Origin of the sequence: Chryseobacterium sp. 22543, assembly GCF_052044565.1 — a bacterium.
Lineage (GTDB): Bacteria > Bacteroidota > Bacteroidia > Flavobacteriales > Weeksellaceae > Chryseobacterium.
On record NZ_JBQENH010000002.1, the window covers coordinates 940,896 to 963,104 of the forward strand.

The window sequence follows — 22,209 nt, forward strand, 5'->3', positions numbered from 1 at the left end:
AAGAAGAAAATGAGATAATTTTCAAAAATCTTGAGATTATTTTTCAAATTATCTCATTTTCAAATTAACAAATTATATTAGTTCTTAGCTAAATATTCTGCTGTAGAAGTTCTGTCAGCTTTCATAGCATCCTTTCCTTCTTCCCAGTTTGCAGGACATACTTCACCATGTTTTTGAACGTGTGTGTAAGCGTCAATTAATCTTAAGAATTCTTTTACGTTTCTTCCTAGAGGCATATCGTTTACCGCTTCATGGAAGATTTTTCCAGTTTCGTCGATAAGGTAAGTTGCTCTGTAAGTTACATTAGAACCTGTGAAAACTTCTTCTCCTTCTTCATTGTATTCAAAATCCTGATCTACAATTCCTAATGTGTTTGCCAATTGTCTGTGAGTATCAGCTAAAAGTGGGTAAGTTACTCCTTCGATACCTCCGTTATCTTTTGGTGTGTTCAACCATGCGAAGTGTACTTCGTTAGTATCACAAGATGCACCAATTACTTTAGTGTTTCTTTTTTCGAACTCTCCTAAAGCCTCCTGAAAAGCGTGAAGCTCAGTAGGGCATACGAAAGTAAAATCTTTAGGGTACCAGAATAAAAGAACTTTTTGCTGGTTGTTTACTGCTTCATCAAAGATGTTGATTCTTAAATCGTCACCCATTTCGGACATTGCGTCAATTGTTAAATTTGGGAATTTTTTTCCTACTAAAGACATAATTTTCTGTTTTTATATTTAAATTTCTATCGCAAAGATATGAAAGATTCATCTATCGAACAAACAAATATTGATAAATAAAATCTATAATTGTTTTTGACACGCTGTTAAATAAAAAAGCCCTGATAACAGGGCTTTTTGTTTATTTTAGTAACCAAATACTTCGGTTAAATTAAGTTTTTTTACCTCACCTAATTTCTGCATATCAGCCTCATTTACTTTATCTTGAGAAGCAACGAGACAGTATGTGTAGTTTTTGTTCTTCATTTCCTTATCGTGGAACGTATTGATGTCTGCAAAAGACAGTTTTGGTGCCTGTTCGTAGACGTTCTTTCTCATGTCAAAGTTGTTTCCAAGTCTTTGAGATTTCAGATAAGAGAAGATGATTCCGTCCTGAGTAATTCTTTCAGAAGCAATAGATTTTTTCAACCCGCTTTTTGCAGTTTCAAATAACTGTTCAGATTTTGGAAGAGTTGTTAAAAGCTCATTCATTGCTGTTGTAGACTCATTGAATTTGTCTGCCTGTGTTCCTACATACGCCATAATCATATCCTTGTCTGTTTTCTTGCTAGGAAGTGCAAAATAAGAGTAGGTAGAATAAGCCAGTGCTTTAGATTCTCTGATCGTCTGGAAAACAATAGATCCCATTCCGCCTCCAAAATAGTTGTTGAACAAGCTTACAGTAGGTGTCGTAGAAGGGTTGTATTGGTCTGCGTTTCTCACCCAGAAAATTTCTGCCTGTACCATGTCATAATGAGCAAATAATACCTTGTTCTTATCAGTCGGGATCTGAGCAAAAGTTTTTGACTTAGGAAGATCTTTCAGGGTTGCAGGAAGTTTGTGGACAGGTTTTAGAGATGCTACCACATCATTTCCTGATTTCGGACCGTAATACAATACTTTGTGCTTGAAATTGAAAAGATCATGAAGAACATTAATCAGATCTTCTGCTTTTAAGGCGTCAAGTTCAGCATCGCTCAGTACATTGTTGAAAGGATTCTGTGCACCATACTGGGCATAACTTCTCAGTCCGGCCATGATGGTTCCTTTATTTTGCTTCGCATTCGCTCTGGCTTTTTTCAGTCTTGTTTTGTAAGCATCAAGAGCGGTTTGGTCTGCCTGGCAGTTTTTAATCAGATCTTCAAATAAAGAGATCGTTTTATCGAAGTTTTCATTTAAACCTTCAAGTGATACATAAGTTTCTTCATTTCCTGCGCCAACATTGAAGCTTGAAGCAAGTTTATAGAATTCTTTGCTGATTACTTCTGAAGATTTGTCTTTAGTTCCTAAATACTGAAGATATTCTGCTGCTATAGGAAGAATTTTGTTGTTCCATTTTCCGGAATCAAAGTGATAATACATTCTGAACAGCGCATTATCTGTATTTTTTACAGAAAGTACCTCTACATCGGCCAATTTGTTTTTAGCGATATCTTTATCATAATTCAACCATACCGGAGCGATAGGGTTTTCAGGCATATCATCAATCTTCTTAAGGAAAGGAGACTGGTCTTCTCTGTTTACAGAAACCGGAGTGATTGTTGGCTTGTCAACTTTCACTATACTTTTGTCTTCTCCTTTTCTTTTGTAAACTGCAACGTAGTTGTTATTTTGAAGATATTTGGATACGAAATCCATGATGTCTTTCTTCGTAAGTTTTGAAATTTCGTCTACATACTCCAGTGTTGCTTTGTGGTCAATGTCTGAAGTAAATTCATCCATCAGGATGCTTGCTCTTGACGAATATTTTTCATCTTTCTGAATAATACCTTTCTTTTCGTTGTTGACGATAGATTGAATCAGGTCATCAGAAAATTCCCCTTTTCTTAATTTATCAATTTCCTGAAGAAGAAGATTTTTTACTTCATCTAGAGACTGTCCTTCAGTTGGTTTTCCTTGAAGAAGTAATACTGAATAATCTTTTAAAGTATAAGAACCTGCATAAGCCCCAAGTAATTTTTGTTTTTTTACCAGGTTAAGGTCAATCAATCCAGCCTGTCCGTTGGTAAGCATATTTCCAACAAGGTTCAGCATTCTTGCATCTTTTGTAGAAGCTCCCGGAAATCTGAAACCAAGCATTACATTTTCAGGATTAGGTCCTACAACTTCTTTTACAATGGGAGCTGTAATTGGTTTTTCCTGCCCTACTTTATATTCAGGAATGGCTTTGGGCTTCATATATGAGAAAGCCTTGTCAATTTTTGCAATCACTTCATCCGGGTTAAAATCTCCGGACATGATGATTCCCATGTTATTGGGAACGTAATAATTGTTGTAATATTCTCTGATAGCGTGTAGAGAAGGGTTCTTCAAATGTTCAATCGTCCCGATGGTTGTTTGCTTTCCGTAATTATTGTTAGGGAAAAGACTGGCAAACATCGTATCATAAACTTTATCTCCATCATCATCAAGAGACCTGTTTTTTTCTTCATATACTGCTTCAAGCTCTGTGTGGAAGAGTCTCAAAACAGGCTCTCTGAATCTTTCAGCCTGTACAGCAAGAAATTTGTCAAGAACATTGGATGGTACATCTTCTGTGTATACCGTTTGTTCAAAGGAAGTGAAGGCATTGGTTCCGTCAGCTCCCATACCGGCCATCATTTTGTCGTATTCATTCGCTATTGCATATTTGGCAGCCTCTCCGGAAACCTTGTCAATCTCTTTGTAGATCTCTTTTCTTTTAGCTTCGTCTTTAGTTTGGTTGTACTTTTCGTAAAGAGCATCAATCTGGTCTAAAAGAGGTTTTTCTTTTGCCCAGTCCTTAGATCCGAATTGATTGGTGCCTTTGAAAAGCATATGCTCCAGATAATGGGCAAGACCGGTGTGGTCTGCAGGGTCGGTTTTACTTCCTGCCTTTGTGGCAATATATGTTTGTATCCTCGGGTCCTTATTGGTAGGGCTCAGGATAACCGTTAATCCGTTCTTTAAGGTATAATACCTTGCAGAAGTAGGGTCGTTGGTAACATATTTATACTTATAGCCATTAGAATTTCCTTCTTTCCATTGGAAATCCTGGCCAAAAGCATATCCTGCAAAACTTGCGGCGGCAATACTGGTCGCGATGGTTAGTTTTTTTAACAGATTCATTGCTGTTGTACTTTATTTTTGGTTATTAATTTGTTAGTTGAATTGCTCCAATAAATTTTTGATTCGCTTCATTGCTTCTCTCAAATCTTCTTCAGATGCAGCGTAAGAGAATCTGATACATTCCGGACTTCCGAAAGAGAATCCGCCGACACAGCCTACATGAGCATTTTCCAGTAGGAACATTGCAAAATCGTCAGAGTCCTTAATTTCAGTTCCGTTCAGGTTTTTTCCGATATAATGCGAAATGTCCGGGAAGAAATAGAATGCTGCTTTAGGAAGCAATACTTTAAATCCTGGAATTTCTTTGATCAGTTCATACACAAGATCTCTTCTTTCTTTGAAAGCATCAATCATGTATTTATATTCAGAAGGATCTGTTTTCAATGCGGTGATAGAAGCTCTCTGTGCCATGGTGTTGGCTCCGCTGGTCATCTGTCCCTGTACTTTTTCACACGCTTTTGCCAGCCATTCCGGACAGGCAGAATAACCGATTCTCCATCCTGTCATTGCGAATGCTTTTGACATTCCGTTGATCACCGCTGTCTGTTCATATACTTCAGGAAACTGTGCAATAGAAGTCGTTTTTGTTTCGTAATTGATATACTCGTAAATCTCATCAGAAATTATCGTTATCTGAGGGTATTTGGCGATAACTTTTGCAATGGATTTTAATTCGTCATAAGTGTAATAGCCACCTGATGGATTACATGGAGAACTGAAAAGTACCGCTTTGGTTTTCTCTGTAATAGCCCCTTCAAGCTGTTCTGCTGTTACTTTAAAGTCCGTTAAATAAGAGGTAGGAAGCATTACGGAAGCTCCACCCATCATTTTTACCATTTCATCATAGCTTACCCAATATGGAGCTGGAAGAAGAACTTCATCCCCATCATTGATAATGGAGGCAAGAACATTTATAATAGCTTGTTTGGCGCCATTTGAAACACAGATCTGGGTGGGTTTGTATTCCAGGTTGTTATCTCTTTTTAATTTATGAGCAATAGCCTCTCGCAGTTCCAGAAATCCGGGTACAGGAGAGTAGTGGCTGTAGTTTTGGTTGATGGCATCAAAAGCGGCCTGTTTGATATTGTCCGGAACATCAAAATCCGGTTCACCAAGAGTTAAGCTGATCACGTCTATTCCGCTGGCTTTCATTTCTCTGGCTTTGTTAGACATTACAAATGTCTGTGAGTATCCTAATCTTTTTACTCTATCTGAAAGTTTATCCATGTATTTTTTTGAATTTTAACAAATATATAATAAAAACGCCTTTCAGGGATAATAAAAGTGGGTTTGGTTAGAAGATTTTTGTCAGGTTTTAACCAAATTTAACCTGTTTGAGAATCATTGCATCTTTTTCACGGTTTGGCAGATATTAACCCATAATGAACTTCATTAAAATAAAAAACTATATAGTAGCCCTATGGTTTTGTATCTTTAACAATCTAAGATTGATCCTATGAAATATTTCGTTTTTCTGCTGCTGATTTCCTGCACTGTTTTCTCTCAGAAACATTCAAAAGATGAGGAAGTGAAAAAATATGTCTCGCAAGTGAGTGAAGACTCATTGAAGTCATACATCGGTAAGCTGGTGAGTTTTGAAACAAGACATACTTTAAGCACGCTGGATGATCCAAAGCATGGAATAGGAGCAGCAAGAAACTGGGTTATTAAAAAATTCAATGAATATGCAAAAAACTCCGGAGGCAGAATGGAAGTATACCTTCAGCAGGAAGATCTTCAGCCGGATGGAAAGCGAATTGATAAAGCAGTCAATCTTGGAAATGCTGTTGCTTTTCTGAAAGGTACGGATCCTGATGACAAAAGAATATTTCTGATCGGCGGGCACCTTGACTCCAGGGTGACAGATGTGATGAACAGAACTTCCAAAGCACCCGGAGCCAATGATGATGGCAGTGGAGCAAGCGCCGTTATAGAATCTGCAAGGATATTAAGCAGATCTTCATTTCCGGCCTCCATTATCTTTGTGGCGTTTTCAGGAGAAGAGCAATCACTTTTGGGATCTAAACAATTGGCTGAAAAAATTAAGAGAGAAAATTTACAGTTGGAAGCCGTTCTGAACAATGATATGATTGGCAATTCTGAAGTTGGAGAAACAGGAGAAGTCAATACCCGCATACTCCGTGTATTTAGTGAAGGTCTGCCGTATAAAGATTTGGACAAAAAGGCAATGACGATCAGAAATCTGGGTTTTGAAAATGACAGCGAATCCAGACAGCTGGCAAGATATATCAAAGAAATTACAGAACAGTACATCAAAGGACTTGAAATAAAACTGATCTACAGAAATGACAGGTTTCTGCGCGGAGGAGATCATACCAGCTTTGTTAATAATGGCTTTCCTTCAGTAAGACTTACCGAGTATTATGAAAATTATGATCATCAGCATCAGGATATAAGAGTAGAAAACAATAAACAATATGGTGACCTTCCGGAATTTATAGATTTTAAATATCTGAAAAAGAATGTGGCTGCCAATATAGCGGTACTTGCCAGTCTTGCGAAATCCACTTCAAAACCTGAAAAAGTAGAAATGGATGTTAAAGAACTGACCAATTCCACAACTCTGCATTGGGAAAAACCAAAATCAGGAACTCCGGCAGGATATTATGTGCTGGCCCGTGAAACAGACAGTCCGGTATGGCAGAAAAAAATATTTACAAAAGAGCTTTCCATTAAAGTTCCGCTTTCCAAAGACAATTATATTTTTGCCGTACAGACAATCAGCCAGTCCGGAAACCTGAACGTGCCTGTAATTCCGGGTATTGCAAAGTGATGATCTCTGTTGAAAAACAGGGATCAAGGCCTGCCGGGAAAAGTAGATTTGAATACAAGAGAAATAAAACTTATTTTTGCTGTTTATAATAATTCACATGTCTGCATCGTTACTATTAAAATATTTCCCGGATCTTACTGAAAGACAGAGAGAACAGTTTTCGCAATTGGAAAATCTGTATAATGAATGGAATGAAAAAATCAATGTAATTTCCAGAAAAGATATGGAGTCGCTGTATGAAAAGCATATTCTCCACTCTTTGGGAATTGCAAAAGTGATGGAATTTGCTCCTGGAACAAAAGTTTTGGATATCGGAACCGGAGGTGGTTTTCCGGGAATTCCTTTGGCGATCCTGTTTCCTGAGACAGAATTTACGCTTATTGATTCTATCGGTAAGAAAATCAGTGTAGTACAGGCGGTAGCAGAAGGTGTAGGATTGACGAATGTAACAGCGATCCACGGAAGAGCAGAAAAACTGAAAGAAAAATTCCACTTTGTAGTCAGCAGAGCAGTAACCCAGATGCCGGAATTTTTAAGATGGCTGAAAGGAAAGTTTGAAAAAGAACAGTTTAACACTAAACATAACGGAATTTTATATTTGAAAGGCGGGGATCTTGCAGAAGAACTTGCTGGCCTTAAATGTGAAATTTTCAACCTTAAACACTATTTTGATGAAGAATTTTTTGATACTAAAAAAGTAGTTTATGTATCAAAAGGTAATTTTAATTCCTGATTTTTATGTAAATAAGGAATAATTTTTGCTAATATTTGTTAATAATCAGAAAACTAAAGGTTATGAAAAAACTTTTAAATATTGGATTTTCAGTATTACTGTTTGGCGGGCTTCTGGTTTCGTGTAATGACGACGATTACCATACAATTGAATCTATTGATAAGATCAAAATAGACAGCGTAAAAATTGTCAATGACACCATGGATGTTTTTGCGATACAGAGCATAAAAACTTATTCCACCTATCCCTCTCATTGTGATGGCTTTTACGGCTATGATTATATTTACAATACTAATCTTGAAAGAACGGTGACTTCCTACAAATATATCACAAACGGACCTTGTACGCAGGGAAGTTATGTAGGAGCCAATCAGATCAACTTCAGTCCGCAGAAAAAAGGAACTTATACTTTTAAATTCTGGAACGGAGGAAATAACTGGATTACGAAAACAATTGTGGTAGAATAATGAGATTGACTTTTGTATTGTGCTTATTGGCCGCTGAGTTGGTATTCGGGCAAAAGATTATCTGGGAGGAAGGCAGAAAGCTGACCTGGGATAATTTTAAAAGTCCGGTGAATAAGAAAAATAATCCTGATGTAGCAGCGTATACCCATTGCGGCTGGGAGTTTTCCTCTATAAAATCTTCCAATCCAAAAGCACCGGTTACCATTACCATCAAAACCATATTTAACGAAGAGAAATCCTGGAAGGATGTTAAAAAAATGGATGATTATATCCTGCTTCATGAACAAAAACATTTTGATATTGCAGAATTATTTGTGAGAAAATTCAGAAAGGCAGTCGCTGAAAAAATCAGGACTTCCGGTGATTATAACAAGTATTTCAAAGCAATTTATGACGGGATATCCGTTGATTATCAAAACTTTCAGATGGCCTATGACAGAGAAACCCGTCACGGGATCAATAAAGAAAAACAGGCAGAATATAATAATATGATTTCTGAACAACTCGACAACTTAAAAAGCTATCAAGCCCCTTGAAATTCCTCAATAAGATCATTCACGAACTGCTAGCGCAAAACCCGGACCTTTCTGCGTTTAATATCATTCTGCCCGGAAAACGTCCTATTGTGTTTATCAGACAGATTCTGGAGGAAAATAGTTATTCAGGGCTTCTTCCCAATTTTTTTACCGTAGAAGAACTTATCAATAAAATTTCAGATCAACAGCCGATTCAGGGAATTCCATTGTGGCTTTTCTCATTCGATGTGTACAGAAGTCTGAATCTTATTCCCAGAGATGATTTTTCGGACTTTTTGAAGTGGTTTCCTACCCTGCAGAAGGACTGGGATGATATTCTCAAATTTTCAGACAGTGATCAGGCGGTTCTTCAGTATATGTTTGATGAGGAAAGGATCAAAGAATGGGCTCAGGATCTTGGTGAGGATGATGATGTACCAAGAAAGAAGTTCCTTAATTTCTGGCAGAATATGAATGTTTTTCTCCCCGTTTTGAAGGAGAGACTACAGGAAAAAAACTGGGCGACTTCCGGAATGATTCATGAGGCTGCTAAAGCTAAGATTGCTGATTTTGCTGAAAATACCAAAGAAGAATTTGTCTTTTGTGGATTCAATGCTTTTACTCCGGTAGAGGAAAAGCTGGTAAGAAGCCTTTTGAAATGGAATAAAGCTCAATGTTTCTTTCAGGCAGACCATTATTATTTCGACGATGAAAGACAGGAAGCCGGAAAGTTTCTGAGAAACCATAAAACCTGGAAAGAATTTGATGAAAACAGAACTTTTCAATGGATAGAAGACGACTTTAACCAACCTAAAAAAATTAAGGTATACGAAGTATCCGGGAATGTGACCCAGACCAAAGTACTGCCGGAAATTTTTAAGGAAATCAATAATAAAACCTATTCCAATACAGCAGTGGTATTGCTGGATGAAAACCTTCTTCCTGCAAGCCTGGATGTGATGCATGGTGTTGATAATTTGAATATTACGATGGGTTTTCCATTGAAGAACCTATCTTTCTCCAACGCTGTGAAACGTCTTTTTTATCTGCAGAAACAACTGGAAAAAAATAAATCCTCCTATTATTACCGAGATGTTTTCCCGATTCTGGAAGAACTTCCTAAATCTGATGAGGACGAGCTTATTATCAATGATTTTAAATCCAAAGTAGAGGAGAGAAATATTGTTTATATTTCTAATAAACTTTTACATGAACTGCTGAGTGGGTTATCGTACTTTAACCTTCTTCAAAAAGCTGAGGGGACAAATATTTATCTAGATATGCTCATTACGTTTTGCCAGCAGGTAAAATGGCTGGAAATAGACGATATTCAGTATGAGAATGTTTCTCACTTTGAAAACGCATTCAGGATCATCAAAAACCAGCTGACTCCCTACAATATTGAGATCAAAATGGAAACGCTGGAAATTCTTATCAACCAGCATATTAATTCTGAAAGTATCGATTTTCAGGGTGAACCGTTGAGAGGACTGCAGATCATGGGATTGTTGGAAACGCGTCTCCTGAATTTTGAAAACGTTATTCTGCTTTCTGTGAATGAAGGAAAACTTCCCCTTGGAAACTCTCAGAACACCTATATTCCTTTTGATATCCGAAGGTTCTTTGATCTTCATACTTTCCTGGAAAATGACAGCATTTATGCTTATCACTTTTACAGACTGATTCAGGATGCTAAGAATGTTCATTTGCTCTATAATGCATTAAGTTCCGGAGTGAATACAGGAGAGAAGAGTCGTTTTATTACACAGATTGAAATGGAGAGTTCACATGAGATTGAACACCTGATTATTGAGAATTCTTCCGAGCCTATTATCACCAAACCTATAGAAATTTCTAAGACGCAGATTGTACAGGACCATCTTCAGAAATGGAAGGAAAAAGTATCTGCATCCCACCTTACAAGTTACCTCTATAATCCGATTGATTTCTATCTATCCAAGATTTTGAATACCTCGGAAACAGATGAAATTGAAGAAGAACTTTCTGTGAAAAATTACGGAAATCTGGTCCATTATTCACTTCAAGAAGTGTATGAAGTGTTGAAGGGTAAGGTTTTAAAGGAAAGCGATTTAAGAGATTCAGTTAAAGCGATAGATTACTATATAAATATTGCTATTGAAAAGCTGAAGCACCAGCCGGAATTCTATGAGAAGGGGATGAATTATATTCATAAAGCAATTGCTAAAAAAGTAATTGAAAACGTACTTACTCATGATCTTGAATTGATAAAACAGGGAAACAAACTGGAGATTATTGACATCGAAAGAAGGTTTGAAAACATTGATTTTGCTCTTGATGGAAATGATAAAATTTCTTTCTTCGGATTCATTGACCGGATTGATAAACTGAACGGAACTCTAAGAATTATCGATTATAAAACAGCTAAGATCAAAAATCTCAGCGTGAAAATTGACGGAGATAATGTAGCTGAATATTTCCATAACAGTGAAAGAAAACAGGCACTTCAGCTTTGTATTTATCATTATGTGGTGCAGCATCTTCCTGAGTTTTGGGGATACCCTATCGAAACAGGAATATGGAGCTTTGCAGATGCTAAAAAAGGAATGGTTTCCCTGCAGTTTGACAAAGGAAATATTGATGATGCAATGAAGTCAGTCAAAAGCCTGATCCTTGAAATCCTAAATCCGGATGTTAATTTTGTGGAAACAATAAAAGCATATTAAAATAATTTAATATTGATACATTGGCTTATTGTATTTGAAAATCAGTTTGTTATTGATTTTAAATAATAGATAGAAATACATTTGCTTACTTCATAAAAACGGCCGTAAAGCAGGTGGCTTTTTTGTGTATCTTTACTCCTTATTACTTTTAAAGTTTCAATCGGATACACCAAGAATCACCAATGAAAAAGATCCTGATATTTTTTGCCATAGCTTTCTCTCTTATTATCAAGTCTCAGCAAAAGAATGATTCCCTGAATATTGCTCTTCAGAATGTGACCAAAGACACTAAATTTGGCCTTGCGCTCAGTGGCGGTGGTGCAAAAGGTTTTGCACACATTGGAATTCTGAAGATGATTGACTCATTGGGAATCAAAGTAGATTATATTACAGGAACCAGTATGGGAGGGATTTTAGGAGGTTTGTATGCAATGGGGTATAATGCGGATCAGCTGAAGCATACGATCTATAAAATGGACTGGAACAGGATTCTGAGCAATAAAATTCCTTACAGCAAAGTCAATATCAGTGAAAAAGACGAGTATGACAAATATATCCTCGAGTTTCCTGTAGTCAAAGGATTTCCGACTCTTCCTAGCTCATATATTGAAGGGCAGTATATGGGAGAAGTTCTTAATACACTTACTTTCAATGCAAAACATATCAATGATTTCAGCAAACTGAAGATTCCTGTTCAGCTTACTTCTTCCGATATTGAAAATGGTGGTCTGATCATGCAGAAACAAGGTTCTTTACCGCTTGCTATTCGTGCTACATTGGCAATTCCTGCAGCTTTTGCACCTGTTTATATTGACGGAAAACTTTTGGTTGACGGTGGATTGGATCGTAATTATCCAGCCAATGAGGTTCGGGAGATGGGTGCGGATTTTGTGATCGGAGGCTATACAGGCTTCAGGCTTTTTACCAAGAAAGAAATTGAAAATCCGATGAAGATGATTTATCAGACCCATGCCATCCGTTCGGTAGAGGATTTTAAACATCAAAAGGAGCTGTCTAATGTATTGGTAGACTTTGTGGATCCATTGGGTGAGATTACAACGAAAGATTTTGCTAAATTCAGGAGGATCATCAAAATTGGAGAGGTGGAAGCGAGAAAGCATCTTCCTGAGTTTGTAGCCCTGGCAGAAGCTCAGCGAAAGGCAGGAATTCAATATGAACATCAGATGATTGAAGAGGTGAAACTGCCTACTACAAAATTTACTTTTAACGAAGAAGACGGAACTCCTATTAATGATGCGGCAGAAATTGAGGTGCTTAAGAAGCAAATGGGGCTGACAGAAGGAAAGTATTACGATGCAAAAACTGTAAATGAAGCAATAGACAGAGTATTTGGAATGCGTCAGTATGTAAAGGTGTATTATACCTACACGAATGAAAATGATGGTCTTGTAATGAATGTTTTTGTGAAAAGAGCAAAAAAAGGAGCTTTTAAACTGGCTCTGCACTATGATACGGAACAATCAGTAGGAATTATTGTTAATTATACTTACAGGAATATTCTTCTGAACAGATCTCGATTTTTAGCAACCGTAGATATTTCTGAACGTTTTAAGGCTAAACTGGCTTATCAGCAGTTCCTTGACAGCGGAGAGCGTTTGTGGCTGGATCTGGAGGCTAAGATGGTTAATCTTAAAAGTAATGACCTGAACTTCAGATTGTATGATGTAAGCGAAGACGGGAGCGACCGTTTTCCTAACCATATGTACCGGAATATAACCGGAAAGATTGCGCTGAACTATAACATCAATCCAAATGCTTACCTGTCACTGGGAACAGAGTTCAGCACAGAAAGAATGTACAGCTTACTGGATAAAGTGGATCAGGCAAAAGTGGATAATTATAGTAAGAAATTATATAACCACAGCAATTTCAACACTTTCCTGAAATTTGAACAGAATAATCTCAATAAAAGATATTTTACTACAAAAGGGAATCATCTTCAGGTGAGTACAAGATTTTATTATGGAGATCAGTATAAGCTTTATGATCTGAACACAGTACAGCCACTTCTTTATCTGATACTTAACCCAAAAGAATCTTATTATTACGAGCCTAAAAACCTCGTGTCATTCACTTTAAATGAGAATTTTTTCTATCCAATCACAAGAAGACTGACTGTGAAAGCAAATGTATTTTTGGGAGCAAGTTTTGGATCAGGGAAGGATGATCAGGTTCCCTACCTTTTCCTGAATCAGAAATATAATCTTGGAGGAAGTGAATATAATTATGATCTCTTAAGTCCTGAATTCAATGGTCTTCGTCAGAAAGAACTTCCTATGACCTCGGTTGCTAAAACAGCAATATCACTTCAGTACAGGATCATGAAAAAGCTTTATCTTACCCCATCGTTCAGCTATGGTAAGGTGAGTGAAGAGCTGTCTCCTTTTAATGATAGTTTCGATATGTTTGGATATGGAGTGAATCTTGGGTATGAATCTCTCATAGGTCCTATCAGTTTAAATGTCTCCAGAAACAGCCAGCTTGATTTTTCAAGAATATATTTCAGCGTTGGTTTTAAGTTTTAAGTATCAGGAGAATCTGTTACTTAAGCTATTAATTTAAGTAAGACCATTTATTATAATTATTGATATAAAAAAGCACTTCATTGCTGAAGTGCCAAAAATTAACTTGAAATGAGATATAGAAGAGTGATTGATTCTACAGTTTTACTTTTTTATTAATAACTTTTCCATTAGAAAGGGTGATTTGTACCAGATACACACCGGATTCTAAATTTCTGGATTCAAATAATGGCTTATTGACTTCCTGCTGAATGATCAGAGCTCCGGAAATACTATAAATACTGATGTTTTTAATATCATTGGCGGATTTTGCAACAATTTGCTGTTTTTGAGTGAAAATATCAGTACTGTTCTCAGAAGATTGGGTACCTCCAATTGCTTTATTGAACTGAAGATTGTAATACGGAGTTACCACTTCAAAAGTATAGTTTTTATTTTCGAGATCCTGCACATTGATTCCTCCGGCTTCGCGATATTGTTTTTGAGAAATACTTTTGATCATTGTTTTATTTTCATCAAAAACGTTTACAGCAGTAAGTTCATCCAGATCAACTTTTAATTGCAAAACTGATGAGTTCGCAGACTGTACGATTTCATTTTCAGTAACTTCTTTAGGAGTGTTTTTGATGTACGGAATTATTTTATTCTCGTTGTTTTCCGATACTTTCAACAGATAAACTCCGTCTTTTAAAGTTGATAGACTACGGTCATTAGCTGTCCTGCTGTGAATTTTTTCTTTATTAAAATCTGTGATTTCAACCAGCTGCATGTTGCCCAAATCCGGTTGTATTTGTGAAGAAAAAGGAGCAGGCTTTTCATTCGTTTTCTCTGCTGACTGCTTCCCGAAAATAGACCCTGCAATCGCCCATTCATTAAGAAGTCCGCCGCTTCTCAATGTATTGAATTTGGCATTGGAAGCTAGAGTGAATGGAAGAATTCCTCCAACATGTCCTAGTGGTCCCCAATAAAAAGAATCCAGTTTGTATTTATTCAGATCCCACCATGCATAATATCCACGCTGAACATCAATGGTTTTAGAAGTATTTTCAGGCGGAATCGCTAAATCAACAGTAGAATGACCTAATGTCATAGGTGTTTTGTTGTACCAGTCGTATACATCCTTCGGTTTCATGCACTGTCTTAGCTTGTTATTGGGGTTATTGGTAACATCATTCACGAAGCTTGTCGTAAAGAGTTTTCTCCATATCACCGGACCCCATAAAAGCCCGCCGTTATCCTGAACAACGTGGTAATTGTATTTATCAAGATATTCTGCAGAAATAACTTCTGAAATGTCGTTATTATATGTTTTATATCCTGTACTGTTGCAGGTATTGAGAACATTGGCCAGGAATGAGGTAAACGGATAAATATCTTTTTCCAGAACTCCTTTATTTAAAGTAACTCCGGAGAAATCATACGGTCCGTCGCCCATATATGCATATTTGAATTTGATATTATTGGGATTCGAAATGCTTAATCTTTTTAAAGTAGACATCGCAGCATGAGCACCCTGTGAATATCCGGCTAAAAAGTATTCATCATACCGTTTAACACCTAATTGACCCAGTACTTTATTGGCAGCAGTGATGAAATCAATGGTGGCACCTGCTTCAGTGGCATAATCTACATAAGGGTGAACTCCGTCTCCGGTTCCCATCCCTACATAATCAGGAGCCATTAAAATATAGCCATTGAGTACATAAGACAATTCAACAACAAATCCTGCTGTCAATGCTCCCTTAAAATTAGACGGAACATTATTTCTACTGTCTGTTGTTCCATGATCTGATACCACTGTTGAAAGTTTGAAAGGTACACTAGGATACATAAGAAGCCCCGTAGCTTTCACAAGAACATTATTTTCGTTTTTGGTGTAATAAGTGATCTTGTACCCCTTTAGTCCTACATTAAAACTGTTCAGGTAGCCGGCAAATTCCGGAGCATCCTGATCACCGAGATTATTGGCGATGAAATTGATGACTTCCTGTGGGGTTAAATCCAGTTTCTGTTCCGCACTTACGACGTCTCCAGCCTGCTGTGCAAAGTAGAATGAGGCAGTAAGGCCCAGTAAAAAAGTTGTAATTTTTCTCATATTGATGCATTTTCTTTGGTATTAAGATAATAACTTTAATAAATTAATGAAAATATTACGACATCAACAATTATTCATTGAATATCAATTCTCTGAAATGTGAGTAAAATAAAAGAGTCTGACCGACGGCCAGACTCTTTTTATATATATTGTCTTTTTTAGAAAGCGTTGATTCCCGTAATGTCTAATCCGGTGATCAGTAAGTGAACATCATGCGTTCCTTCGTAAGTGATCACAGATTCCAGGTTTGCAGCATGTCTCATCATTGGGAATTCACCCATGATTCCCATACCACCAAGGATCTGTCTGGATTCTCTCGCAATTTCAATAGCCATATTAACGTTATTACGTTTCGCCATAGAAATCTGAGCCGGAGTTGCTTTGTGAGCATTTTTAAGATTTCCTAACTGAAGACATAATAACTGAGCTTTTGTGATCTCTGTTAAGAATTCAGCCAGTTTTTTCTGTTGAAGCTGGTAAGAACCGATTGGTTTTCCAAACTGTTTTCTTTCTTTAGAATACTGAACAGCAGTACAGTGGCAGTCAATAGCAGCACCAATTACTCCCCAAGAAATTCCATATCGTGCAGAGTTCAGACAAGATAAAGGTCCTTTCAGTCCTGTTACTCCGGGAAGAAGGTTTTCTTTTGGAACTTTTACGTCATTGAATACCAATTCTCCGGTTTTTGAAGCTCTTAAACTCCATTTATTGTGAGTTTCAGGCGTAGTAAATCCTTCCATTCCTCTTTCAACGATCAATCCCTGTACTTTTCCTTCTTCATTTTTTGCCCATACCACAGCGATATCGCATAGAGGAGAGTTCGTGATCCACATTTTAGCTCCATTCAAAAGATAATGATCTCCCATATCTTTAAAATAAGTTTCCATAGAACTTGGGTCTGAACCATGATTAGGTTCTGTCAATCCAAAAGATCCGATCATTTCTCCGGCAGCAAGCTTAGGAAGATATTTCATTTTCTGTTCCTCAGAACCGAATTCATTGATAGGAAACATCACCAAAGAACTCTGAACCGAAGCTGCAGAACGTACTGCAGAATCTCCTCTTTCCAACTCCTGCATAATCAGACCATAAGAAATCTGGTCTAATCCTGAACCGCCATACTCAACCGGGATATAAGGTCCCAGTGCTCCGATTTTCCCTAATTCTCTCATAAGATTAGGTATATCGGTATGATTTTGAGCGGCCTGATCAATCTGCGGCATTACAAAACTTTCAACCCAGTCTCTTACAGATTGGCGGATTAGTTTGTGTTCTTCAGTAAGTAAAGCATCAATTCCATAATAATCAGGGATGCTTGTAAGAGGATAATATGACATGATTTTTTGATTTGGTTAAAAGTAACATTTTTCGTGGTGTCTTGAAAATTTTTTTGAAAACTTATCTTAAGTTTGGTTTTCAGACAGATAATGCTCTTTTTATTTGTTTATAAAATAAATTCTGTGTTTTAAGCCTCCTCATCATTGGATATAGGATACTGATTGGTAGAATTGTGAACCTTACTTTTAAATTTATACAGGTAAGGAGCTTTATTGGCTGAGCCATCATACAATTTTTCCAGTCTGTCAAGAATATTTAAACTTAAAATTTTACGCTGGAAATTATTCCTTCTGAATTTTTGGCCTAAAATGGTTTCGTAAAGAGACTGAAGATCTTTCATCGTAAACTTCTCAGGAAGCAGATTGCTGGCCGCCACCTCTGTATTGATATTCATTCGCAGGTATTCTAACCCTGTTTCTATGATCCTATCATGATCGAAAGCCATCTTGGGCAAATTGCTTACCTCAAACCATTCACAGCTTTCGTTGAAGGCATCAGGGAAAGTATTGGCCATTGAAAAATCAATAAGGCTGCAATAACCTACTGTAATGAATCTTTGAAAAATCCAGTGATCTTCCGGTACCTCAATTCCTTTATTGTTAAGAAGAATCTGATGAACATTATTTTCTGTACGGTCTATCCTTCCAAACGTATGAAACTGTTTCAGAAATATATCTTTAAGATGTGTTCTTTCAAATAAAACCCTTGCTGCAGCTTCCCTTAAATCTTCATCATTGAAAACAAAACCACCTGGAAGTGACCATAGATCAAGATCATGATACTTTAAAAGAAGGACTTTCAAAATATTATTATGAAAGCCGAATATAGTACAGTCAACAGATATATGGGCAACAAAATCTTTGGTATCGATAAGTTCCCGAAGTGTTTCTTTACTTTTTGTGTCTTTGATTTTCATGGCTGTAAAAATAAAACTATTTTCTTTTTGAAACATTAAAAAATACCAAACTAGTCACAAAAAGAAGAATTACGAAAGATAAGATATATAACGGATAAAAATTTAATAATTGTTTTTCAAACAGAACAGCCATGATAATCGAGCTTACAGAGCTACCCAGTGAGGAAAATATAACAATAAGAGAAGTGAATAAGTTTACTTTTTCCTTATCCATCTGTGCAATCATTTTTGAATTGATGACAGGGTAGAGTGGCGACAAAAATAAACCGATCACCGGAAATAAGAAGAGAATAATCTTTGAATCTGCTGAATCAAAATACTGTACACCTACAATAATGATCAATAAAGAAATAATAAAAGCCATGCATGAAAGATAGTAACCCGGCAATGAAAATCTTCGGATAATGTTGGCTGTTATTGTTCTTCCTGCATAAGAAAATACTGCCAGAAAAGACGTGGCCTGAAGGGCAAAAAATGAATTGACTTTCAAATGATTCTTATAAAAAGACGGAAGCCATGAGTTGAATCCCTGTTCTATAAAAACAATAAAAAATATAACCCCAAGGAATAGCATTATAGAAGGAGTTACAAACCCTGAAAGTTCAGAGAATATACTTTTATTTTCCAATGGTTTGGCCTCAGAAATTGTAATTTTTGATAAAAGGAATATTGTTAATGCAGATAAGAAAGCGATTAATAAAAAGCAAAATTTCCAATATTCAGAATATTCACTTGATACTACCCATCCAAAGCAGGTATTCACTACAAAAATTCCGATCATGAAAGAAGCTTCTACACTGTTCATAGTCTTTGCCAGCGACTTTTCATCCGAAATATTGTTCCTTATAATTCCAAAAACACAGATTTTACCAATCGCAAAACAGGCACCGATGATGGCAAACCATAATTTGAAAAACCAGAAAACTTCTATAAATGGCAGCAGACAAGAACAAAAGCCAACAATTATTAAAGCCGAAATCAATGCTTTTTTTGTTCCGGTTTTGTTGATAAAACCCACTGCAAAAAGAGAAATAAAAGCGATGGGCAGATCTTTAAATGATTCTAAAAAACCCAATTCTCCGTAAGTGATTTTCTCTTCGGCCAACTGCAGAATAATAAGCCCCATACAGTTCAAAACCATTGAAAAAATAAGAAAGGTAAGTTTTAACGGAAGAGAAATTTTAGAAAGCTTGATGATCATTTTGGGAGACTTCTTTATTGTTTTTTTGTGAAATTTTATGAAATATTGATGCGAAGATAGGGCTTCTAACCCTGAAAAATAAAAGAAAAATTAAAATATTTATGAATAGAATGTTAATTAATTGAAAAAAAATATATTTTTATTGTCTCAATTTGAGAATTAAACAATAACTGTATATGAATGTAAGAATATCACGAAGCGTAGGAGTGGTTGCCGTCCTCTATTTTACGGCCAACTTCAGTGCCCAGACCACCAAGGCGAAGGACACAATTGCTAAAGAAAACAAAATAGACGAAGTTGTAGTGATTGGTTACGGTACTCAGAAAAAGAGTAATGTGACAGGTGCTATAGCGAGTATTAAAGCCAGCGATATTGAAAATATTCCATCTGGTAAACCGGAACAGGTATTACAGGGAAGAGCAGCCGGAGTTTCTGTAGTGACCAATTCCGGACAGCCTGGAGCTGCTGCCACTGTACGTGTAAGGGGTATTACCAGTTTTGGGGCAGGAAGTAACAGCCCTTTATGGGTGGTAGACGGTATTGTTGTAGATAATATTGGATGGCTCAATCAGTCTGATATAGAAAGTATCGAAGTCTTAAAAGATGGAGCTTCATCTGCAATCTACGGAGTTTCTGCTGCAAAAGGAGTAATATTGGTTACTACTAAAAAAGGGAAAAAAGGAAAACTTACCCTTTCTTACAATGGATTCTATGGTTTTTCAAACGCTTCTAAAAAACTGGACCTTCTGGATGCTACGCAGTATGCTAAAATTATCAATGAGGGTTTTGTAAATGATGGAGGAACTCCTAGATTTACTAATCCGGAATCACTTGGAAAAGGAACCAACTGGCAGGATGCCATTTTCGGAACAGGTGAAAAATCTTCTCATGAAGTAAGCATTACAGGAGGTAATGAAAAATCAACATACTATACATCGTTCGGATATTTTGATCAGTCCGGTATTGTATTGAGCGATATCTCTTATTACAAAAGAATCAATGCGAGATTCAACTCAACCCATAAAGTTACAGATTATCTGACGATAGGACAAACCTTTGCCTATACCCATGTGAAGTCACAAGGAGTAAGTGCAAATGAAGAATTTGGAGGGCCTCTGGCTTCAGCAGTTAACCTGGATCCTACCACTCCGGTTGTTGTAACAGATTGGTCTATGGTAGACCCAAGCGGCTATACCAACCCTTATATCATCCGTGATTCTGAAGGCCGTCCCTATGGAATTTCAAGATATGTAAATCAGGAAATGACCAATCCGCAGGCTTTCCGCCATATACAACAGGGAAATTATAGCTGGTCTGATGATTTCGTAGGAAATGTTTTTGCCGAGCTTAAGTTTCTGGATCACTTTACATTTAAAACCAGCCTGAACGGTAAGAAATCCTATTGGGGAAGCCGTTCTTTTACCCCGAAATATTATTTAAGTCCAAACTATAACAATACCAGCTTCAACAGTCTGAATAAGGTGGATGAAAATAAATTTGAGTGGAGTATGGAAAATACTTTGACCTATCAGAATAAGTTTGGGGATCATAATATCAACATTATGATTGGACAGGGAGTTTACCGATACAACATTGCTGGCGGGGCTAGTTTGACATATAGTAACCTACCTATTGATAACTGGCAGGATGCTTCTTTCAACTTTAATATTCCGCAGGATAATATTACTGCAACAGGATGGGATGGAATTCAGACCCGTAAAGCATCTTATTTTGGTAGAATCATTTATGATTATGCGGACAAATATTTATTCACCGGAACGATTCGTAGAGATGGTTCTTCAAAATTTGCGACCAATCAGCATTGGGGAACTTTCCCGTCTATGTCCTTGGGATGGAATGTTCATAAGGAAAACTTCTGGCCGGAGAACAGAGTAATTAATAACTTAAAACTAAGAGGAGGTTACGGAGTATTAGGAAATGATGAAATGGATAACTTCAGATTTGCAAGCTTCATGGTTTCAGGAAGTAACTATACTAACTCTGGAAATAATATCATTATTGGATATGCACCAAGTACATTGGAAAATCCAAACTTGAAATGGGAGCAGACCAGTCAGCTCAATATTGCTGCTGATTTAAAATTATTCAATAATTTCACTCTTACTGCCGACTGGTACAAAAAGAAAACAACAGATATCCTTAGACAGATCAATATACCTGGCTATGTAGGAGTTCCGAATTTACCTTGGTCAAACGTAGGAGATATGCAGAATACTGGTCTGGAGCTTGAGTTAGGATATAAAAAGAACTGGGAAGATTTCGGAATTTCAGTTAATGGTAACTTCGCTACGATAAAGAATGAGGTTCTTAGATTGGAAGATGACATTAAATATTTTAACCTTGCTTCTTTCCAAACAATGGGAGCAGTTTCCAGAGTAGCAGTAGGACAGCCCTATGGATCATTTTACGGACAGACTTATAGTGGTGTATTCCAAAATCAGGCACAAATTGATAACTATGTAAATGCAAATGGAGTAAAATTACTACCTGATGCAAAACCGGGAGACTTTATCTGGCAGGATAACAACGGTGATGGTAAAATTGATGATGAAGATAAAGTAAACTTAGGAAGCTCTATCCCGAAATATACTTTCGGACTTACAGTAAATCTTAATTATAAGAATTTTGATTTAATGATGTTCGCTCAAGGACAGGCTGGTAACAAGATTTTCCAGGGTTTGAGAAGATTGGATATGCTTGATGCCAACTATCAGACAAGAATCTTAGACAGATGGACGGGTGAAGGCTCTACCAACGATAATCCTAGAATTACACGTAATGACCCTAACCATAACTATTCATGGATGTCAAATTATTATCTTCAGAAAGGTGATTATGTCCGTTTGAAAATTGTTCAGTTAGGCTATACTATTCCTAAGGATGTTACCGAACGTTTCGGAATGAGCAAAGTAAGACTGTACATCACTGGAGAGAACCTTGTTACTTTCACAAAATATACCGGTTACGACCCTGAAATTGCAGGAAGAAATAATTCCGAACAGGATATTATTGGTGTAGACAGAGCTTACTATCCACAGGCAAGAACATTCCTGATAGGTGCTAATATTCAATTTTAATGATTAA

14 protein-coding genes are annotated in these 22,209 nt (G+C 36.8%); 7 read left to right on the forward strand and 7 right to left on the reverse strand.

What is annotated here, in order from left to right:
* Positions 1-77: 77 nt before the first annotated feature.
* The 3 genes from ACTJIP_RS10075 to ACTJIP_RS10085 all read right to left on the reverse strand — a co-directional run bounded on the left by ACTJIP_RS10075 (position 78) and on the right by ACTJIP_RS10085 (position 5,024).
* Positions 78-710: a peroxiredoxin gene (locus ACTJIP_RS10075; protein ID WP_077414481.1), complete on the reverse strand. Its 633-nt coding sequence runs from the start codon at positions 708-710 to the stop codon at positions 78-80.
* Positions 711-857: 147 nt separating this feature from the next.
* Positions 858-3,797: a M16 family metallopeptidase gene (locus ACTJIP_RS10080; protein ID WP_219072564.1), complete on the reverse strand. Its 2,940-nt coding sequence runs from the start codon at positions 3,795-3,797 to the stop codon at positions 858-860.
* A gap of 33 nt (positions 3,798-3,830) precedes the next feature.
* Positions 3,831-5,024 (reverse strand): pyridoxal phosphate-dependent aminotransferase, encoded by a 1,194-nt coding sequence (locus ACTJIP_RS10085; protein ID WP_077414477.1) that lies wholly within the window; start codon positions 5,022-5,024, stop codon positions 3,831-3,833.
* A gap of 229 nt (positions 5,025-5,253) precedes the next feature.
* Between ACTJIP_RS10085 and ACTJIP_RS10090 the strand changes: the two genes are divergently transcribed.
* The 6 genes from ACTJIP_RS10090 (at position 5,254) to ACTJIP_RS10115 (ending at position 13,557) form a co-directional block, all read left to right on the forward strand.
* The gene (locus ACTJIP_RS10090; protein ID WP_440704514.1) at positions 5,254-6,591 is read left to right on the forward strand and encodes a M20/M25/M40 family metallo-hydrolase; all 1,338 of its coding nucleotides are present in this window, start codon (positions 5,254-5,256) and stop codon (positions 6,589-6,591) included.
* Between the two features lie 97 nt (positions 6,592-6,688).
* Complete coding sequence (rsmG, locus tag ACTJIP_RS10095; protein WP_428168169.1) at positions 6,689-7,324, forward strand: 16S rRNA (guanine(527)-N(7))-methyltransferase RsmG; 636 nt, start codon at positions 6,689-6,691, stop codon at positions 7,322-7,324.
* Between the two features lie 62 nt (positions 7,325-7,386).
* The gene (locus ACTJIP_RS10100) at positions 7,387-7,791 is read left to right on the forward strand and encodes a hypothetical protein (protein WP_428168170.1); all 405 of its coding nucleotides are present in this window, start codon (positions 7,387-7,389) and stop codon (positions 7,789-7,791) included.
* A complete protein-coding gene (locus ACTJIP_RS10105; protein WP_077414469.1) occupies positions 7,791-8,327 on the forward strand; it encodes a DUF922 domain-containing protein in 537 nt (178 codons plus the stop codon). The genes ACTJIP_RS10100 and ACTJIP_RS10105 overlap by 1 nt, the downstream gene beginning before the upstream one ends.
* A complete protein-coding gene (locus ACTJIP_RS10110; protein WP_440704515.1) occupies positions 8,324-11,011 on the forward strand; it encodes a PD-(D/E)XK nuclease family protein in 2,688 nt (895 codons plus the stop codon). The genes ACTJIP_RS10105 and ACTJIP_RS10110 overlap by 4 nt, the downstream gene beginning before the upstream one ends.
* Positions 11,012-11,193: 182 nt before the next feature.
* On the forward strand, positions 11,194-13,557 hold the full coding sequence (locus ACTJIP_RS10115) for a patatin-like phospholipase family protein (RefSeq protein ID WP_180565712.1): 2,364 nt from the start codon (positions 11,194-11,196) through the stop codon (positions 13,555-13,557).
* A gap of 133 nt (positions 13,558-13,690) precedes the next feature.
* Here ACTJIP_RS10115 and ACTJIP_RS10120 read toward each other — a convergent pair whose 3' ends face one another.
* The 4 genes from ACTJIP_RS10120 to ACTJIP_RS10135 form a co-directional block, all read right to left on the reverse strand.
* Positions 13,691-15,649 (reverse strand): T9SS type A sorting domain-containing protein, encoded by a 1,959-nt coding sequence (locus ACTJIP_RS10120; RefSeq protein ID WP_440704516.1) that lies wholly within the window; start codon positions 15,647-15,649, stop codon positions 13,691-13,693.
* A gap of 158 nt (positions 15,650-15,807) precedes the next feature.
* Positions 15,808-16,986 (reverse strand): acyl-CoA dehydrogenase family protein, encoded by a 1,179-nt coding sequence (locus ACTJIP_RS10125; protein ID WP_077414460.1) that lies wholly within the window; start codon positions 16,984-16,986, stop codon positions 15,808-15,810.
* Positions 16,987-17,114: 128 nt separating this feature from the next.
* Complete coding sequence (locus ACTJIP_RS10130; protein WP_052184596.1) at positions 17,115-17,903, reverse strand: NUDIX hydrolase; 789 nt, start codon at positions 17,901-17,903, stop codon at positions 17,115-17,117.
* A gap of 16 nt (positions 17,904-17,919) precedes the next feature.
* The gene (locus ACTJIP_RS10135; RefSeq protein ID WP_257468891.1) at positions 17,920-19,104 is read right to left on the reverse strand and encodes an MFS transporter; all 1,185 of its coding nucleotides are present in this window, start codon (positions 19,102-19,104) and stop codon (positions 17,920-17,922) included.
* Positions 19,105-19,280: 176 nt separating this feature from the next.
* Between ACTJIP_RS10135 and ACTJIP_RS10140 the strand changes: the two genes are divergently transcribed.
* Complete coding sequence (locus ACTJIP_RS10140; protein ID WP_219072568.1) at positions 19,281-22,202, forward strand: SusC/RagA family TonB-linked outer membrane protein; 2,922 nt, start codon at positions 19,281-19,283, stop codon at positions 22,200-22,202.
* Positions 22,203-22,209: the final 7 nt, after the last annotated feature.

Excerpts from the sequence above, each read along its gene's own strand:
- ACTJIP_RS10075 (WP_077414481.1), bottom strand. The coding sequence starts at position 710 with ATGTCTTTAGTAGGAAAAAAATTCCCAAATTTAACAATTGACGCAATG.
- ACTJIP_RS10080 (WP_219072564.1), bottom strand. The coding sequence starts at position 3,797 with ATGAATCTGTTAAAAAAACTAACCATCGCGACCAGTATTGCCGCCGCA.
- ACTJIP_RS10085 (WP_077414477.1), bottom strand. The coding sequence starts at position 5,024 with ATGGATAAACTTTCAGATAGAGTAAAAAGATTAGGATACTCACAGACA.
- ACTJIP_RS10090 (WP_440704514.1), top strand. The coding sequence starts at position 5,254 with ATGAAATATTTCGTTTTTCTGCTGCTGATTTCCTGCACTGTTTTCTCT.
- rsmG (WP_428168169.1), top strand. The coding sequence starts at position 6,689 with ATGTCTGCATCGTTACTATTAAAATATTTCCCGGATCTTACTGAAAGA.
- ACTJIP_RS10100 (WP_428168170.1), top strand. The coding sequence starts at position 7,387 with ATGAAAAAACTTTTAAATATTGGATTTTCAGTATTACTGTTTGGCGGG.
- ACTJIP_RS10105 (WP_077414469.1), top strand. The coding sequence starts at position 7,791 with ATGAGATTGACTTTTGTATTGTGCTTATTGGCCGCTGAGTTGGTATTC.
- ACTJIP_RS10115 (WP_180565712.1), top strand. The coding sequence starts at position 11,194 with ATGAAAAAGATCCTGATATTTTTTGCCATAGCTTTCTCTCTTATTATC.
- ACTJIP_RS10120 (WP_440704516.1), bottom strand. The coding sequence starts at position 15,649 with ATGAGAAAAATTACAACTTTTTTACTGGGCCTTACTGCCTCATTCTAC.
- ACTJIP_RS10125 (WP_077414460.1), bottom strand. The coding sequence starts at position 16,986 with ATGTCATATTATCCTCTTACAAGCATCCCTGATTATTATGGAATTGAT.
- ACTJIP_RS10130 (WP_052184596.1), bottom strand. The coding sequence starts at position 17,903 with ATGAAAATCAAAGACACAAAAAGTAAAGAAACACTTCGGGAACTTATC.
- ACTJIP_RS10135 (WP_257468891.1), bottom strand. The coding sequence starts at position 19,104 with ATGATCATCAAGCTTTCTAAAATTTCTCTTCCGTTAAAACTTACCTTT.
- ACTJIP_RS10140 (WP_219072568.1), top strand. The coding sequence starts at position 19,281 with ATGAATGTAAGAATATCACGAAGCGTAGGAGTGGTTGCCGTCCTCTAT.